The organism is Streptomyces purpurascens, from assembly GCF_045040895.1.
GTDB classification, from domain to species: domain Bacteria; phylum Actinomycetota; class Actinomycetes; order Streptomycetales; family Streptomycetaceae; genus Streptomyces; species Streptomyces purpurascens.
The window spans coordinates 8,650,657-8,664,621 of record NZ_CP108341.1 but is presented as its reverse complement, the minus strand read 5'-3'; the positions used below and the strand labels follow the sequence as shown (position 1 = coordinate 8,664,621).

Annotated in this window: 15 protein-coding genes and 1 riboswitch; of the genes, 6 read left to right on the top strand and 9 right to left on the bottom strand. The window is 71.3% G+C overall.

Going from position 1 to position 13,965, the window contains the following annotated elements; genetic code table 11:
• Positions 1–29 precede the first annotated feature (29 nt).
• Complete coding sequence (locus tag OHU35_RS39335; protein WP_189727703.1) at positions 30–1,229, top strand: Gfo/Idh/MocA family protein; 1,200 nt, start codon at positions 30–32, stop codon at positions 1,227–1,229.
• 27 nt (positions 1,230–1,256) lie between these two features.
• Here OHU35_RS39335 and OHU35_RS39330 read toward each other — a convergent pair whose 3' ends face one another.
• The 5 genes from OHU35_RS39330 to OHU35_RS39310 form a co-directional block, all read right to left on the bottom strand.
• The gene (locus OHU35_RS39330) at positions 1,257–1,952 is read right to left on the bottom strand and encodes a L,D-transpeptidase family protein (RefSeq protein WP_189727645.1); all 696 of its coding nucleotides are present in this window, start codon (positions 1,950–1,952) and stop codon (positions 1,257–1,259) included.
• 159 nt (positions 1,953–2,111) lie between these two features.
• A complete protein-coding gene (locus tag OHU35_RS39325; protein ID WP_405508758.1) occupies positions 2,112–2,897 on the bottom strand; it encodes an SDR family NAD(P)-dependent oxidoreductase in 786 nt (261 codons plus the stop codon).
• A 28-nt stretch (positions 2,898–2,925) separates the two neighbouring features.
• Positions 2,926–3,840: an SDR family oxidoreductase gene (locus OHU35_RS39320; protein ID WP_189727649.1), complete on the bottom strand. Its 915-nt coding sequence runs from the start codon at positions 3,838–3,840 to the stop codon at positions 2,926–2,928.
• Positions 3,841–3,943: 103 nt separating this feature from the next.
• Entirely contained in the window at positions 3,944–4,573 is a 630-nt protein-coding gene (locus OHU35_RS39315; RefSeq protein WP_359892654.1) for an MBL fold metallo-hydrolase, read from the bottom strand.
• The gene (locus tag OHU35_RS39310; RefSeq protein ID WP_189727653.1) at positions 4,573–5,661 is read right to left on the bottom strand and encodes an S-(hydroxymethyl)mycothiol dehydrogenase; all 1,089 of its coding nucleotides are present in this window, start codon (positions 5,659–5,661) and stop codon (positions 4,573–4,575) included. The genes OHU35_RS39315 and OHU35_RS39310 overlap by 1 nt, the downstream gene beginning before the upstream one ends.
• A 182-nt stretch (positions 5,662–5,843) precedes the next feature.
• On the opposite strand from OHU35_RS39310, the gene OHU35_RS39305 reads away from it, so the two are divergent.
• The 3 genes from OHU35_RS39305 to OHU35_RS39295 all read left to right on the top strand — a co-directional run bounded on the left by OHU35_RS39305 (position 5,844) and on the right by OHU35_RS39295 (position 9,072).
• Positions 5,844–7,598 carry an ABC transporter ATP-binding protein gene (locus tag OHU35_RS39305; protein WP_359892657.1) on the top strand — a complete coding sequence of 585 codons (1,755 nt, stop codon included), beginning with the start codon at positions 5,844–5,846 and terminating at the stop codon, positions 7,596–7,598.
• A 124-nt stretch (positions 7,599–7,722) separates the two neighbouring features.
• Complete coding sequence (locus OHU35_RS39300; protein WP_189727657.1) at positions 7,723–8,088, top strand: nuclear transport factor 2 family protein; 366 nt, start codon at positions 7,723–7,725, stop codon at positions 8,086–8,088.
• 19 nt (positions 8,089–8,107) lie between these two features.
• A riboswitch (ZMP/ZTP riboswitch) is annotated at positions 8,108–8,192 on the top strand.
• A 22-nt stretch (positions 8,193–8,214) separates the two neighbouring features.
• On the top strand, positions 8,215–9,072 hold the full coding sequence (locus OHU35_RS39295) for a bifunctional 5,10-methylenetetrahydrofolate dehydrogenase/5,10-methenyltetrahydrofolate cyclohydrolase (protein WP_405508757.1): 858 nt from the start codon (positions 8,215–8,217) through the stop codon (positions 9,070–9,072).
• On the opposite strand, the gene OHU35_RS39290 is transcribed toward OHU35_RS39295, so the two are convergent.
• From OHU35_RS39290 to OHU35_RS39280, 3 genes are all read right to left on the bottom strand, one after another.
• Positions 9,073–10,071 carry a CU044_5270 family protein gene (locus OHU35_RS39290; protein ID WP_405508755.1) on the bottom strand — a complete coding sequence of 333 codons (999 nt, stop codon included), beginning with the start codon at positions 10,069–10,071 and terminating at the stop codon, positions 9,073–9,075.
• Entirely contained in the window at positions 10,064–10,255 is a 192-nt protein-coding gene (locus tag OHU35_RS39285; protein ID WP_405508753.1) for a hypothetical protein, read from the bottom strand. Before OHU35_RS39285 ends, OHU35_RS39290 begins: the two co-directional genes overlap by 8 nt.
• Positions 10,256–10,334: 79 nt before the next feature.
• Positions 10,335–10,886, bottom strand: coding sequence for an RNA polymerase sigma factor (locus tag OHU35_RS39280; protein ID WP_189727663.1), 552 nt, complete (start codon positions 10,884–10,886; stop codon positions 10,335–10,337).
• A 105-nt stretch (positions 10,887–10,991) separates the two neighbouring features.
• On the opposite strand from OHU35_RS39280, the gene ctaD reads away from it, so the two are divergent.
• Both ctaD and OHU35_RS39270 read left to right on the top strand, forming a co-directional pair.
• Complete coding sequence (gene ctaD / locus OHU35_RS39275) at positions 10,992–12,599, top strand: cytochrome c oxidase subunit I (protein WP_405508751.1); 1,608 nt, start codon at positions 10,992–10,994, stop codon at positions 12,597–12,599.
• Positions 12,596–12,946 (top strand): hypothetical protein, encoded by a 351-nt coding sequence (locus tag OHU35_RS39270; RefSeq protein ID WP_405508750.1) that lies wholly within the window; start codon positions 12,596–12,598, stop codon positions 12,944–12,946. The genes ctaD and OHU35_RS39270 overlap by 4 nt, the downstream gene beginning before the upstream one ends.
• A 5-nt stretch (positions 12,947–12,951) precedes the next feature.
• On the opposite strand, the gene OHU35_RS39265 is transcribed toward OHU35_RS39270, so the two are convergent.
• Positions 12,952–13,833, bottom strand: a complete 882-nt coding sequence (locus OHU35_RS39265) for an NAD(P)-dependent oxidoreductase (RefSeq protein WP_405508748.1) — start codon at positions 13,831–13,833, stop codon at positions 12,952–12,954.
• Positions 13,834–13,965: the final 132 nt, after the last annotated feature.

Sequence of the window (13,965 nt, the reverse complement as noted above, 5' to 3'; positions counted from 1 at the left end):
TCACCCGCACAGTGAAGGGCATGCCTCATATGACGTTCTCCATCGGCATCGTCGGCGCCGGACAGTTCTCGGGCCAGTTCGCCACCCTGTTCCAGGCCCACCCGGGCGTCAGCGACGTCTACGTCACCGACCTGCTGCCCGAGAGGGCCGAACAGCTCGTCGCCGCGCAGGGCCTCGCCGGCTCCTTCCCGTCGTACCAGGCCATGCTGGAGTCGGAGGACGTCGACGCGGTCGCGATCTTCACCCAGCGCTGGACGCACGGCCCGCTGGTGCTCCAGGGCCTCAACGCCGGCAAGCACGTGTACTCCGCGGTCCCCATGGCGATCAGCACGGAGGAGATCGCGGCGATCATCGACACGGTCAAGGCCACCGGTCTGACGTACATGATGGGCGAGACCAGCGAGTACAACCCGGCGACCGTCCACGCCCGCAACCAGATCGCCGAGGGCGCCTTCGGGCGGCTCTTCTACGCCGAGGGCGACTACGTCCACGACATGGACCTGGGCTTCTACGAGGCCTACCAGTACAGCGGCGGCGAGAACTGGAAGGCCACCGCCAGCTATCCCCCGCTGCTGTACCCGACGCACGCGATCGGCGGGGTGCTGGGCGCCTGGCAGACGCACGCCGTCAGCGTGTCGGCGATCGGTGTCGTCGACGACCGGGGCGACGGCGTCTTCGACCAGGACATCAGCCAGTTCGGCAACGACTTCTCCAACGCCACCGCGCTGTTCGAGGTCGCCGGCGGCGGCTCGTTCCGTACGAACGAGTTCCGGCGGGTCGGCTACCCCTCGCACATCCGGGAGTCGCGCTTCCGCTTCTTCGGCACCGAGGCGAGCATGGAGCAGCTCGCCACGGTCGCCCTGTGGCAGGACAAGCAGGGGGTGAAGGACATCAGCGAACTGCTGGAGCCCAAGCCCACCATGGCTCCCGACGACCCGTCGCTGCAGCACATCGCGCCGGAGCTGCGGGCCGCCTTCACCTCCGGGTCGGCGCCCGTGCACGACCGGGAGCGGCTGCCGAGGGAGTTCGACAACCTGCACAACGGCCATGAGGGCAGCCACCACTTCCTGGTGGACGACTTCGTGACGGCCGTCAACTCGCGCACCCTGCCGTCGGTGAACGCGTGGGTGGCCGCCCGTTACACCTTGCCGGGCATCATCGCGCACGAGTCCGCGCGGCAGGGCGGGGTGCGGCTGGAGATCCCGGACTTCGGGGACGCGCCCCGGTAGGAGCCCGAGCGGGCCGGGTGCCTGGGATCAGGTGCCCGGCTTGCGGCCGTACACGAAGACGTCGTCGCCCTTCTTCAGCAGCGACCAGTACTTCTTGGCGTCGGTCTTGGTCATGTTGACGCAGCCGTGCGAGCCCGGCGGGTTCCACACGCTGATGCCGACCGAGTGGAAGGCCTGGCCGCCGTCGAAGAACTGGGCGTAGGGCATCGGCACGTCGTAGATCGACGAGACGTGGTCGATGTTGCGCCAGTAGATCTTCTTCAGGCCGGTGCGGGTCTCGTTGCCGTCGCGGCCGGTGCGGACCGGGACGGGACCGTAGACGAGCTTCTTGCCGTCCTGGATCCAGCTCAGCTGGAGGGTCAGGTTCACACAGGCGATCCGGCCCTTGTTCACCGGGCACTTGCCGTCCTTGTTGGGGTTCGTCCCGACGGCCTTCTGCTTCTGCATCAGGTCCATCACGCCCCAGGTGACGGGCCCGGCGTAGCCGATGTTCGGGGAGATCCCGTGCTTGGTCTGGAAGGCGCGGATGGCCTTGCAGTCGGTGGCGGACTGCTTTCCGTCGACCGGACGGCCGAGGAACTTCTCCACCTGCTTCTGGTACGGGCCGGTCTGCGTGGTGCAGCTCGCCGCCTGCGCCGGGGTGGCGCCGAGCGCGAGTGTGAGCGGTGCCACCAGGCCGGTGATCCCGAGTGCGACGGCTCCCCGTCTGCGTACGTCCCCCATGGCTCGTCCTGCCCTTTCGCGGAGTTGGTCTGCGGTGTTCTGCCAGCTAGACGGGCGAAGGGCGGCTTCGGTTGTGCGGGGGTCCGGCCTGCGACGAAACGGTGACATACCTCACCGCACAGCCGGGCGGAAGGCGCTGCCGCGAGGGGCCGGTTCCCGCTATGGGCGCAGGGCGTCGTGGAAGGCCGTGTTGACGGCGGTGAGGCCGCCGTCGACGGTCAGGGTGGTGCCGGTGATCCAGGAGGCGTCGAGGGAGGCGAGGAAGGTGACGGCCGCCGCGATGTCCTCCGGTTCGCCGACCCGGCCCAGGGGGTAGAGCCGGCGCAGCGCTTCCAGGTCCTCGTCGCGGCCCTCCCAGGCGGTGGTGCGGACGGTGCCCGGCACCACCAGGTTGACGCGGACACCGCGCGCCGCGGCGTGACCGGCGAGGGTGCGGGTCAGGGATCCCAGGCCGGCCTTGGCGGCGCTGTAGGCGTGGTTGCCGAAGTCCTGCAGGCCGTTGACGGAGCCGATCGAGACGACGGCGCCGCGCCCGGAGGCGGCCAGGTGCGGCAGCGCGGCACGGCAGCAGCGGTACGCGCCGGACAGGGTGACGTCGAGGTCGCGCGCCCACGACTCGTCCGGTTCGTCCTCGAAGAGGGGCACGTCGGGCGAGCAGTGGGCGGCGCTGTTGACCAGCACGTCGAGCGAGCCGAAGGTGTCCACGGCGTGAGCGACGGCGTCCTCGACCGCCGCCCGGTCGGCCACGTCGCACGCGCGCCCCTCGGCGATGAGTCCCTGGTCCCTCAGGAGCCGCGCGGTCCGCGTGACCGCGGCCGGGTCCTGGTCGGCCACCAGGACCCGTGCGCCCTCCCGCGCGAACCGGCGGGCGGTGGCGGCACCGATGCCGCGTGCCCCGCCGGTGATCAGAACCCCATACCCCTCGAAGCGCCTGGTGTCCGTCATGGGCCGACCGTACAGCCCCGGGGGTGGCTCAGCGGTAGCCGCTCGTGTCGGCCGGCTTGCCCGTGTCCTGGACCTCGACGAGATAGCGCCAGGCGTCCGGGCGGCTGCCGTCGAGGTCGGTGAAGCCGTACACCTGGGCGAGTCCGCCGCTGGAGAGGGACCGGCCGTTCCAGCGCGCCACGTCCGGGTCGGCGGCGAGCGCGGCCACGGCCCGGCCCACGTACCGCGGGGTCTCCGAGATGGCGAAGTGGGGGACACGCTCCAGGGCGTCGCGCCAGTTCTCCTCCCGTACCCCGAACCCGTCCAGCATCATCTCCGAGCGCAGCCAGCCGGGAGTGAGGGCGACGGCTGTGGCGCCGCGCGAACCGAGTTCGTGGCCGAGGGCGAAGGCCATGCGCAGCACGGACGTCTTGGCGAGGTCGTAGAAGAAATTCACGCGGTAGTTGTCGCCGTTGTAGTCGGCGGTGCCGTCGGTGACCTCGACGACCAGGCCGCCGGGGTGGCGCAGCAGCAGGGGCAGGGCGTGGTGGCTGGTGATCGCGTGTGTCTCGACGGCGAGCCGGAGCAGGCGCAGGCCGTTGTCGAGGTCGTGCTCCCAGACCGGGACGTCCCACCCGAAGAGCTTCTCGCCGCCCCAGATGTCGTTGACGAGGACGTCGAGGCGGCCCTGCTCGCCGTCGATCCGCTCCACGAGGGTGCGGACCTGCGCCGGGTCGAGATGGTCCGTGGGGACGGCGATGCCCTGGCCGCCGGCCTCGGTGACCAGGTCGGCGGTGTCCTCGATGGTCTCGGGCCGGTCGTACTCCGAGCGGCGGGTGCGCGTGCTGCGTCCCGTGACGTAGACGGTGGCGCCCGCCGCGCCGAGTTCCACCGCCATGCCCCGTCCGGCGCCCCGGGTCGCCCCGGCGACCAGTGCGACCTTGCCCTTCAGCGGAGCTGACATGTCCGACCTCCCGTTGCCGTGAATGCGTGGTGCTTCGAGAGTGACGGGTAAGCCGGACATCTTCTGTCGTCTTTTCCCGCGGGTGTGTCGTGGCGGCACGCGGTCAGTGGCCGCGGGCGATCCACTCCTGCAGCTGCGGGGCCTCCGCACCGATGGTCGTGGGGTCTCCGTGGCCGGTCAGGACCTTCGTCTCGGGCGGCAGCGTGAGGAGCCGGTCGCGGATCGAGTCGATGATCGTCGGGAAGTGCGAGAAGGACCGGCCGGTGGCGCCGGGGCCGCCCTGGAACAGCGTGTCGCCGGTGAAGACGGTGGCCAGCCCGGGCTCGTGCAGACACACCGCGCCGGGCGCGTGCCCCGGAGTGTGCAGGATCCGCAGGTCGGCGCCGCCGGCCTCGATCGTCTGGCCGTCGACCAGCCAGGCGTCGGGCTCCCGGTCCGGGTGGGTCTGCTTCCACAGCGGCAGGTCGTCGTGGTGCAGCCAGATCGTGGCCCCGGTGCGCTCGGCGAGGGCGGGGGCGGCGTCGATGTGGTCGTTGTGGGCGTGGGTGCACACGATGGCCGTGAGCCGGCGGTCCCCGACGGCCCGGGCGATGGCGTCGGCGTCGTGGGCGGCGTCGATGACGATCGCCTCGTGGTCGTCGCCGACGATCCACACGTTGTTGTCGACGTCCCAGGTACCGCCATCGAGGCTGAACTGGCCGGAGGTGACGAGGCGTTCGACTCGGGTGGTCATCAGAACACCACCACCGAGCGCAGCACGTCGCCGTGGTGCATCCGCTCGAACGCCTTCTCCACCTCGTCCAGCTGGATGGTCTCGGTGACGAACGCCCCGAGGTCCAGGCGCCCTTGCAGATGCAGGTCGATCAGCATGGGGAAGTCGCGGGAGGGCAGGCAGTCGCCGTACCAGCTCGACTTGAGCGATCCGCCGCGGCCGAACACGTCGAGCAGCGGCAGTTCGAGCTTCATGTCCGGGGTGGGCACACCGACGAGGACGACCGTGCCGGCGAGGTCGCGGGCGTAGAAGGCCTGCTTGTACGTCTCCGGGCGGCCGACCGCCTCGATCACGACGTCGGCGCCGAATCCGCCGGTGAGCTCGCGGATGGCCTCGACCGGGTCGGTCTCGCGTGAGTTGACGGTGTGGGTGGCGCCCATCGTCCGGGCGGTCTCGAGCTTGCGGTCGTCGATGTCGACGGCGATGATCCGCGCCGCTCCGGCCAGATGCGACCCGGCGACGGCCGCGTCACCCACGCCGCCGCAGCCGATGACGGCGACCGTGTCGCCACGGCCCACGTTGCCGGTGTTGATCGCGGCGCCGATGCCGGCCATGACGCCGCAGCCGAGCAGCCCGGCCACCTGGGGGGCGACGTCCGGGGCGACCTTGGTGCACTGCCCGGCCGCGACCAGCGTCTTCTCGGCGAAGGCGCCGATACCGAGGGCCGGGGAGAGCTCCTGGCCGGTCGAGGCGAGGGTCATCTTCTGCCCGGCGTTGTGGGTGTCGAAGCAGTACCAGGGCCGCCCGCGCAGACAGGCCCGGCACTTTCCGCACACCGCACGCCAGTTGAGGATCACGAAGTCGCCGGGCTCGACGTCGGTGACGCCGTCGCCGACCGCCTCGACCACGCCCGCCGCCTCATGGCCGAGCAGGAACGGGAAGTCGTCGCTGATGCCGCCCTGCTTGTAGTGCAGGTCGGTGTGGCACACCCCGCAGGCCTGGACGCGCACGACCGCCTCTCCGGGGCCGGGGTCGGGCACCACGATCGTCTCGATCCGCACCGGCTCGTCCTTGCCGGGTGCGATCACACCGCGTACTTCCTGCGCCATGGCGCTGACTCCTTCGTCGGCCGGGGTCCGTCCCTTCCGACCCTACGCGCGACTGATCGGTAAGGGGCACGGATCGGCCACCTCAGACGCATGATCACGAGTTCGCCCACCGCCGAAAAGCCGGGCACCGTACGAGCCCCGCGCCGTAGCCTGAACGCTCCGCCCGACGCCGAAGGAGCGACGTGAGCATCGCAGAGACCGATACCGCCGTGCCCCCCTGGCGGCTGCTCCTCGGATACGTCCGGCCGCATCGCCGGTCCCTGTTCGCCGGTGCCGTGCTGTCACTGGTCACCGGGGCGACCGGGCTGCTGCTGCCGCTGGTGGCCAAGGGCCTGATCGACGATCTGTCGCACGACCGGGCCATCACCGGAGCCCTGCTGGCCATGTCGGCGCTGGTGCTGGCCAACGCGGTGGTCGGCGCCCTGGGTTCGTACGTGCTGCAGCGCACCGCCGAGTCGGTGGTGCTCGGGGCGCGGCGCGCGCTGTCGTCCTATCTGCTGCGGCTGCGGATCACGGCCGTGGACCGCAGCGAACCCGGGGACCTGATGGCCCGCATCACCTCCGACACCACGCTGCTGCGCCAGGTCACCACCAACTCGCTGGTCGGTCTGGGCACGGGCGGTCTCACCCTCGTCGCGACGATCGTGATGATGGGCCTGGTGGATCTCGTGCTGCTGGGCGTCACGCTGGCCGTGATCGCGGGTGCGGGGGTGATCCTCGGCGTGATCGTGCCGCGCATCAACAAGGCGAGCCGGCGGGCGCAGGACGCGGTGGGTGTCATGGGTGCCTCGCTGGAGCGGGTCCTCGGCGCCCTGCGCACGGTGAAGGCGTCCGGTGCCGAGCACCGGGAGGAGGCCACGCTGCACGAGGCGGCGCAGGAGTCCTGGCGGCAGAGCGTGCGGGCCGCCAAGTGGTCGGCTGCCGCGGGCAACACGGCGGGGCTCTCCATGCAGATCGCCTTCATCACGGTGCTCGCGGTGGGCGGCGCCCGCGTCGCGACCGGCGCCGTCGACGTGGGCACGCTGGTCGCGTTCCTGCTGTACGTCTTCTACCTGATGTCGCCGATACAGCAGGTCGTCGGCGCCGTCACGCAGTACCAGACGGGCGCCGCGGCCCTCACCCGCATGCAGGAGGCGCTGCTCCTGCCCGCCGAGCCGTCCGCCCGGTTCGCGCCGCTGCCCTCCCCCGACGCCCGGCCCGCCGCCCTCGCCTTCGACGACGTCCGCTTCCGCTACGCCGACGACCTGCCGTACGTCCACCACGGCGTGACGTTCGCCGTGCCCGCGCAGGGCATGACGGCGTTCGTGGGCCCGTCCGGCGCCGGCAAGACCACCGTCTTCTCGCTGATCGAGCGGTTCTACGACCCCGACTCCGGCGTCATCACCCTGGACGGCCGGGACCTGTCCGACTGGGATCTGCCCCAACTGCGCGCCGCGATCGGCTATGTGGAGCAGGACGCGCCGGTCCTGTCGGGCTCGCTGCGGGACAACCTGCTGCTGGGCAACCCGGACGCGGACGAGGACGCCCTCGCGCGAGTGCTGAAGACGACCCGTCTCGACGGCCTGATCGCACGGCTGCCCGCAGGGCTCGACACGCTCGTCGGGCACCGCGGCACCAAGCTGTCGGGCGGTGAGCGGCAACGCGTCGCCATCGCCCGCGCCCTGCTGCGCCGCCCCCGGCTGCTGCTGCTCGACGAGGCCACCTCGCAGCTGGACGCGGTGAACGAGGCGGCGCTGCGGGACACCGTCGCGGACGTGGCCCGTACGACCACGGTTCTCGTCGTGGCGCACCGGCTGTCGACGGTGACGATGGCCGACCGGATCGTGGTGATGGACGCGGGCCGGGTCCGGGCCGTCGGCACCCACCGCGAACTCGTGACCTCCGACCCGCTCTACGCGGAGCTGGCGGCGACCCAGTTCCTGGCCGCGGCCGGCTGAGCCGTCGTGTCGGGGCCGGTGGCCCGGCTGCGCTTGCCGAGCCCGGCGGGCGGGAGGAGGCTCAAGGGTGAGGCTTCTCGCGGCCCGCTCCCCGTCGGGTCGCGGCCCTGCGAAGGAGGTCATCATGGGAACCGCGGCAGACTCCGCCTTCGACCGAGACACCCTGCGCCGGGGCGTGGAAGGACAGACCCCGGACATCCTGCTCTCCCTCTACGCCGACGACGCGGAGCTCCGCATCGTGGACCGCACGACCCAGCCCAGCCACCCCAAGGTCCTGCACGGCCGGGAGGAGATCGGCCGGATGCTGGAGGACGTCTACAGCCGCGACATGACGCACAAGATGGAGCGGTGCGTCGTCCAGGGCGACGAGGCCGCCTACAGCGAGAGCTGCGAGTACGCGGACGGCGTGCGCGTCCTGTCCGAGTCCATGATCTCGCTGCGGGGCGGCAAGATCACCGATCAGACCTTGATCCAGGCCTGGGACGAGTAGGAGCGACAGCGTCAGGGTGGGGCCGGGCCGTGACTGGCGCTGAGGTGGAGCACCACCGGGGAGCGGCCCCGCGGAGCCGGATGCCGTGCGCCTGGGCGAAGCAGCACCCCAGCCCAGGAGTGGATCATGTCCAAGGCACGGCTCATGGACGGCACGTCGCTCGCCCGGCAGATGGTGGAGCGGGCCGGAAAGCGCGCGACGCACCTCACCGAGCAAACGGGCACCGCCCCGTGTCTCGCGACGGTGCTCGTCGGCGAGGACCCCGCGTCCGTCACCTACGTCCGTATGAAGCAGAACCGCTGCCGCAAGGCCGGTATCGCCTCGCGGCAGGTGACGCTGCCCGCCGCCACGACCACCGGGGAACTCGTCGGCACGCTCGAGGCACTGTCCGCCGACCCCGGTGTGCACGGCATCCTCCTCCAGCACCCCGTCGGCGAGCACATCGACGAGCGGGCCGCGTTCGAGGCGATCGCGCCCGGGAAGGACGTCGACGGCGTCACCTTCGCCTCCTTCGCGACGATGAGCTTCGGCCTGCCGGGCTTCGTGTCCTGCACGCCCGGCGGGATCATGCGGCTGCTCGACGAGTACGGGGTCGACCCGTCCGGGAAGCGGGCCGTGGTCGTGGGCCGCAGCGCGATCCTCGGCAAGCCGGTCGGCATGCTGCTGCTCGCCCGGGACGCGACGGTCACCTACTGCCACTCGCGCACCCGGGACCTGTCCGCGGCCGTGCGCGAGGCGGACGTCGTGGTGGCCGCGGTGGGACGGCCCCGGCTGATCCGCGGCCAGGACATCAAGCCCGGCGCCGTCGTGATCGACGCCGGGTACAACGCCGGCAACGTGGGCGATGTCGACTTCGACTCCGCCGTGGAGCGGGCCTCGCTGATCACGCCGGTGCCGGGCGGGGTCGGCCCGATGACGATCGCCACGCTGCTGGAGCAGACCGTGGACGCCGCGGCCCGGCAGCTCGGTCTGCCCGGGGTGTGATCAGCGCATCCAGGCGCTGTACGACATGACGGCGCCCTTCTTGACGCCGTACTCCGGTTCGTCGGCGGTGAAGGTGCTCTCCAGGCCGAGGACGGCACCGGTGGCCGGGTCCGTGATCAGCATGTGGCGGACGCCGGAGCCGTCGTACACGTACGCCTGGCCGCGCCGGCCCAGCCGGTCGGTCACCTGGCCGACCGGCCGCAGCCCCTCGGCGTCGGCCAGGAGCCGGACGAGCGCCGCGGTCTCCCGTGCGCCGAGGGTCCAGTGGTCGAGCAGTACCTCGACGGCGTCCAGCAGTTGGGGCGTGGTCAGCGGCCCGTCGGTGTACTGGGCCTCCGTCAGATAGGCGCGCAGCCGTGCGGGGTCGCTCGGCGGAGGAGACTGGGGCGGTGCGTCGCTCCAGCTCGGCGGGTAGGTCCGGTCGCTGATGACGTGCCCGTCGTCGACGAGGTGGGGCTCGCCGCCCGCGTCGGAGAGGACCGGGCGGCCCGGATGCCGCGGGTCGGTGGCCACGACGAGCGCGGTGTGGCTGGCATCGGCCCGCCAGCGCACGATGCGTTCCTCGGGCAGCGTGATCGGGGGCTTGTCGTCCGACATGCCCAAGCTCCAGGACTGCACGTGCGTGCCCTTGCGCAGGCGGGGCGTGCCGTCGGCCGCGGCCTGCTCGGCACGTTCGGCCAGCCGGTCCAGGGGCACGGGGGTGGAGTCGGTCTGCACCACCAATGGGCGGGGGGCCGCGACCGCCGGTGCGGTGTCCGGGCCGCTCAGCACGAGGGTGAGGGTCAGGCCGGCGACGACGGCCGTGGCCACGAGCCCCCACGCCAGCCGGGGCCGGCCCGGGCCCGGCGGCAGCCTGTCCCGCAGACGGCCGGAGGGCCGCTCACGCAGCAGACGCTCCAGCCGGCGCTCCGCGTCGTGGTCCAGGGGGCCGTCGCCGAAGTGGGGGCCGTCGTGCGGCACCGGGTTGGCGCTGCGCAGCAGTTCGAGTTCGTCAGCCATGGCCGTGTTCCTTCGGGGCGGTCATGCGGGCGGCGGGCAGGCGGCACGGGGCACTGGTCTCGCCCGCCGTGGGAGCCGCGCCCGGGGAGGAGGCGTGGGCGGCGCGGGCGTGACGCCGGACGCGCCGACGGCCCGTCGGCGACGGCGGATACGAGGCACCGGGCCGGCTTTCACCGGCCGTCATGTCCCCGCTCCTCGCGCAGCCGTGGGCAGCGTAGGCGCGGCGCCCACCGGGCAGGCCTTCGGTCGTCGTGGAGGACGCGTCAGTCATCGTCCGGCCCTCCCACGGAGTGCGCGTCGGCCTTGGCGCGCTCGGGGGCCATGCGGTCGATCTCGGTTCTCAGGCGGCGGCGGGCCCGGTGCAGCCGCATGGCGGCGGCCCGGCTGCCGCAGCCGAGGGCGACCGCGACCTCGTCGACGCCGAGTTCCTCCCAGGCCGTCAGGCGCAGCACCTCCTGGTCGGCCGCGGAGAGGCGGGACAGTGCCTCGTGGACCCAGGCGCCGGGTGTGTCGGCCTCGGGGCCCATCGCGATGTGCCGCCCGTGCGCGGTGTCGTCGTTGCCGAGCCGGTCGACGAGCCGGCGGCGGCGTCCGTGGCCGCGTACCGCGTTGGCCAGGCAGTTGCGTGCCACGCCGTACAGCCAGGGCAGCGGGGAGGGCGGCAGGTCGGCCCGGCGCCGCCAGGCGACCGTGAACACCTCCGCCACCACTTCCTCCACCTCACCGGCCCGCCCCTCCAGTCGCCGTGCGACATAGCGGCTGACCGCCCAGTAGTGCTCGCGGTAGGCAGCGGCGAAGATCTCGTCGTTGCTCATGTCCCGTTCGTGTCCGGCACCTTGTCGATCGTCACACCCGTTTTCGTGATTCTCGTCGCGTCCGCGCAGTGTGACGCCCGGGCGGGGCTCGGACACAGGCGGGGTATGAGGCACCTCAAGTGGCTGACGACCACAGATCACAAGACGATCGGCACGCTGTACCTGGCGACGTCGTTCGCCTTCTTCGTCATCGGTGGCGTGATGGCGCTGTTCATGCGCGCCGAGCTGGCCCGGCCGGGTCTGCAGATCATGTCGAACGAGCAGTTCAACCAGGCGTTCACGATGCACGGCACGATCATGCTGCTGATGTTCGCGACGCCGCTGTTCGCCGGCTTCGCGAACTGGATCATGCCGCTGCAGATCGGCGCGCCCGACGTGGCGTTCCCGCGGCTGAACATGTTCGCCTACTGGCTGTACCTGTTCGGCTCGCTCATCGCGGTGGGCGGCTTCCTCACCCCGCAGGGCGCGGCCGACTTCGGCTGGTTCGCCTACAGCCCGCTCTCGGACGCCGTCCGCAGCCCGGGCATCGGCGCCGACATGTGGATCATGGGTCTGGCCTTCTCCGGCTTCGGCACCATCCTCGGCTCGGTCAACTTCATCACCACGATCATCTGCATGCGCGCCCCGGGCATGACGATGTTCCGCATGCCGATCTTCGTGTGGAACGTGCTGCTGACCGGTGTGCTGGTCCTGCTCGCCTTCCCGGTCCTGGCGGCCGCGCTGTTCGCCCTGGAGGCGGACCGCAAGTTCGGCGCCCATGTCTTCGACTCGGCCAACGGCGGGGCGTTGCTGTGGCAGCACCTCTTCTGGTTCTTCGGGCATCCAGAGGTGTACATCATCGCGTTGCCGTTCTTCGGCATCATCTCCGAGGTCATTCCGGTCTTCTCCCGTAAGCCGATGTTCGGTTACACGGGTCTGATCGGGGCGACGATCGCGATCGCGGGTCTGTCCGTGACGGTGTGGGCGCACCACATGTACGTCACCGGCGGTGTGCTGCTGCCGTTCTTCTCCTTCATGACCTTCCTGATCGCGGTACCGACCGGTGTGAAGTTCTTCAACTGGGTCGGCACCATGTGGCGCGGAAGCCTGTCGTTCGAGACGCCGATGTTGTGGGCGATGGGCTTCCTGATCACGTTCGTGTTCGGCGGGCTCACGGGTGTGCTGCTGGCCTCGCCGCCGATCGACTTCCACGTCTCCGACTCGTACTTCGTGGTGGCCCACTTCCACTACGTCATCTTCGGGACGGTCGTGTTCGCGATGTTCTCCGGCTTCCACTTCTGGTGGCCGAAGTTCACCGGCAAGATGCTGGACGAGCGCCTCGGCAAGATCACCTTCTGGACGCTGTTCATCGGCTTCCACGGCACGTTCATGGTCCAGCACTGGCTCGGCGCGGAGGGCATGCAGCGGAGGATCCCCGACTATCTGGCGGTGGAGGGCCTGACGACGCTCAACACGGTGTCGAGCATCTCCTCGTTCCTGCTCGGCATGTCGATGCTGCCGTTCTTCTACAACGTCTGGAAGACGGCGAAGTACGGCGAGCAGGTCACGGCCGACGACCCGTGGGGCTACGGCCGTTCCCTGGAGTGGGCCACCTCCTGCCCGCCGCCCCGCCACAACTTCGTCGCCCTCCCCCGGATCCGCAGCGAGTCCCCGGCGTTCGACCTGCATCATGCGGAGGTCGCGGCGGCGGAGAGGGAGCTGACGCTCCGGTGACCGCGAGGGAGGGCCTCCCTGTGGACCTGCGGGCGTTCCATCACGAGGTCGAGGGCCATCTGCTCGCCGCCGCGGCGCGCGAGGAGGCCCGCACGGCCGCCGAGCGCTTCGCCGCCGGACTCGACTGGCTGCCCGATGCTCAACGGCGGGAGGTGGAACGGCTGTTCGCCGCGGAGCACCTCGCCCTCGCCCGTGCCTCGTGGCAGCGGACGGTCCGCCGCGGGGAGGAACTGCGGGGCGAGTACGAGGCGGTGTACCGCGGGCTCCGCGCGCGGCTGCTGGCCGCTCTGCTGCTGGGAGTCACGCTGGTGGCGGCGGTGAACCTCGTGGTCTTGGTGTCGGGCTAGTCCGCTCAGTCCCGCGCCGGGGGCCGCAGTACCTCGATCAGGCTGGCGTAGCTGTCCTGTCCGTGACCCGCCGCGGCGGCCTTCTCCATCGCGGTTTTCAGCAGCTCGGGCAGCGCGTTGTCGATGCCCCGGGCCGCGGCCGCGTGGATGAGGTGGTCGATGGCCGCGATCTGCACGTCGACGGTGGCGTCGTCGCCCGGGTAGCGGCCCGCGTCCACCTGGGGCGCGTACGTCGTGAGGAAGCCCGCCACGGCGGTCAGCCAGCGGATCGCGACGGGGGTGAAGTCGCCGGCGGGCGTCCCCTCGGCGCCGACCAGTGCCGTGCCGTGCAGCCAGCCGGTCATGGTGGACCACATCAGGCCGAGCAGCGCGGCGTCGTAGAGGGAGGCGAGGCCGGGGTCGGTGCCCAGGTACAGGGGGTCGCCGAGGGCCGTCAGGGTGGGGCGGTGGGTTTCGAAGATCTGCCGGGATCCGCTGTACAGGAACATCATGGCGGGGTCGCCGACGCCGGGCGGGGTGGTCATGATGGCGCCGTCGAGGTAGTCGGCCCCCTGGGACCCGGCCCACTTGACGGCCTCATGGGCCTGCTCGGGAGAGCCGGAGGTGAGGTTGACCAGGGTTCTGCCCGCGAGGTCGACGGCGGCCGGGTCGAGGACCGTGTACAGCGCCTCGTAGTCCAGCACGCAGGCGATGGTCAGTGAGGAGGCATCGATCGCCTCCTGGGGCGTGGCGGCCAGGCGGGCGCCACGCTCGACCAGGGGCCGGGCCTTGTCCGGGGACCGGTTCCAGACGGTGGTCGGGTGGCCCCGGTCCAGCAGCGCGGCGGCCAGGGCCGAGCCCATCGAGCCCAGTCCGAGAACGGTGACGGCCTGCTGTTCTGCGTTCATGCCCAACTCCTCGTGAAGCGTACGTAGGTGATGCGTGATCACGTACGGCAACGCTCGCAGGGCGCGAAGATCGGGAACAGTGACAGTGGTGACGGCGTCCACCAAATTCCTGCCATACGCTTCGGGGCATGG